Origin of the sequence: Myroides albus (assembly GCF_009711045.1) — a bacterium.
Taxonomy (GTDB): Bacteria; Bacteroidota; Bacteroidia; order Flavobacteriales; family Flavobacteriaceae; genus Flavobacterium; species Flavobacterium album_A.
Map to the genome: position 1 here is coordinate 1 of NZ_WMJX01000097.1, position 2,715 is coordinate 2,715.

The window sequence follows — 2,715 nt, forward strand, 5'->3', positions numbered from 1 at the left end:
TGGGATGTCTCAAGTGGTAGGGATTTTAGTTATATGTTTAAAGGAGCTACAAGTTTTAATGGGGATCTAAATAATTGGGATGTTTCTAATGTGACAAAGTTTAGTTATATGTTCTCTGGAGCGACAAGTTTTAATAGGGATCTAAATAATTGGGATGTCTCAAGTGGTACGGATTTTAGTTATATGTTTAATGGAGCTACAAGTTTTAATCAGGATATAAGTAGTTGGGATGTCTCAAGTGGGAGGTGTTTTAGTTATATGTTCTTTGGAGCTACAAGTTTTGATGGGAATATAAGTAGTTGGGATGTCTCAAGTGGTACGGATTTTAGTTATATGTTTTATAGAGCTACAAGTTTTAATCAGGATATAAGTAGTTGGGCTGTCTCAAGTGGTAGGGGTTTTAGTTATATGTCCTCTGGAGCTACAAGTTTTAATAGGGATCTAAATAATTGGGATGTCTCAAGTGGTAGGGACTTTAGTTATATGTTTTATGGAGCTACAAGTTTTAATCAGGATATAAGTGGTTGGGATGTCTCAAGTGGTACGAATTTTAGTAATATGTTTAATAGAGCTATAAGTTTTAATAGGGATCTAAATAATTGGGATGTCTCAAATGGTAGGGATTTTAGAGGTATGTTTAAAGGAGCTACAAGTTTTGATGGGAATATAAGTAGTTGGGATGTCTCTAAGAGTGCGGTATTTTATGGTATGTTTTATGCAGCACGCTCATTTAGCCAAGACTTAAGTAAATGGGACATTAGTCAAGCAAAAGATTTGAATGACATGTTTAGTTATTCGGGTATGCAGCTTGCAGACTATGACAAAATCTTAAAGGGATGGGCAAGTTTAGCAACTGTTCCAAATAATATAAAAATAGGTGTTGTGGGGTTGAATTACTGTTTATCAAAAGAATATAGAGATCAATTAGAGGGTAAAGGATGGGAGTTTGTAGCAGATAAGTATGACTGTATTAATTCAAGTAACAGTTTTATTTTGGAGTGGGATATAGATGAGCAGAACACTGCTATAACAATACTTACAAATTCTTCATATAATTATCACTATACGGTAGCGTATCAAAAAATAGATAATCCCCAAATCAATCAGATAAGCTCAGATGTAACTGGTAATTACACAAGTGCAGTATTGCCTAAAGGAAGGTATAAGGTATCTATTAGAGGGGAGTTTCCACATTTTAGAACGAAATATCCGAAACAATTACGCGCCATTACTCAATGGGGAACTCAACAATGGAAAAGTATGAACTCAAGTTTTTTAGAAGCAGTAAATCTTGAGTTAAAAGCCACTGATACTCCAAACTTAACAGAGGTTGAAGATATGTATGGGATGTTTTCAGGAGCTAAAAGTTTTAATGGATATTTAAATAATTGGGATGTTTCTAATGTGACAAATTTTAGTGAAATGTTTTCTGATGCTATAAATTTTAATGGGAATCTAAGTAATTGGGATGTTTCAAGTGGTACAGATTTTTATGCGATGTTTTATAACGCTAAAAGTTTTAATGGAGATTTAAATAATTGGGATGTATCTAAGGGTACAGATTTTAATACAATGTTCTCTGATGCCAAAAGTTTTAATGGGGATCTAAGTAATTGGGATGTCTCAAGTGGTACGGATTTTTATGCGATGTTCTCTGGTGCCACAAGTTTTAATCAAGATATAAGTGGTTGGGATGTCTCTAAGGGTACAGATTTTTATGCGATGTTTAATGCGGCACGCTCTTTTAGCCAAGATTTAAGTAAATGGGACATTAGTCAAGCAGAAGACTTGGATGCCATGTTTAGTCGTTCGGGTATGCAGCTTGCAGATTATGATAAAACATTAAAGGGATGGGCAAGTTTACCTACTGTTCCAAAAGGTATAATGCTAGGGGCAGAAAAAGTATATTATTGTTCGAGTGAACAAGATAGAGAAACGCTAATTAAAAAGTATAATTGGGAAATATATGGTGATATTAAATTAGGAAGTGATTTAGTATTGAAGGATAAGAAAGTGCAATACAATGGGGAAGAGCACTCTATTGAAATTAAGAATTTGCCGAGTGATCAAATCCAAGTTGAATATATCATCTATGATGAGCATAAACAAGAAGTCAAACAGGCTATTGATGCAGGTAAGTATACCGTAGAGGCTATCATTAAGGGTTGTTCTAAGGAGCAGCGCATAAAAGCTTTTCTAACTATCACTAAAAAGCCAATCCGTGTAACAGCTTTAGGTGCGATCAAAAAGTATGATGGCATTGCCTATAAGGGAGGTCATGGATTGTTTGTAGAAGGCATTTTAGAACAAGATTTACTTGTGGATATAAATGTTACTTATGTAGGTGATTCACAAGGGGCTGTAAACATTGGGACTTATATGATCACTCCAACTGAATTATCACTTGTCAACTACCAGGTAACACAGTATATCTCAGGGACACTTACTATAGAAAAAGCCGAGCTTATTGGGGTGGAGCTAAAAGACACTGTGTATCGATACGATGGTGAATTAAAGTCATTGGCTATTTCAGGAGATATAGATATAGTGACAGATGTAAGGTATTTAAATAACAGTCATAGCGATGTGGGTGAATATAAGGTAGAGGCAAAGGTCTTGGCTGGAGATAATTACCATCCTTTATCCCTTGAGGGGACACTAACTATAGAAAAAGCTGAGCTTATTGGGGTGGAGCTAAAAGATGCTGTGTATCGA

The 2,715-nt window shown here is 35.2% G+C and carries 1 protein-coding gene; it reads left to right on the forward strand.

All coding sequences use genetic code 11. From position 1 onward, the window contains the following. Window positions 1–2,715 (forward strand): BspA family leucine-rich repeat surface protein (locus tag GJV76_RS15375; protein WP_155093464.1); only part of this gene is annotated, 2,715 nt, incomplete at both ends.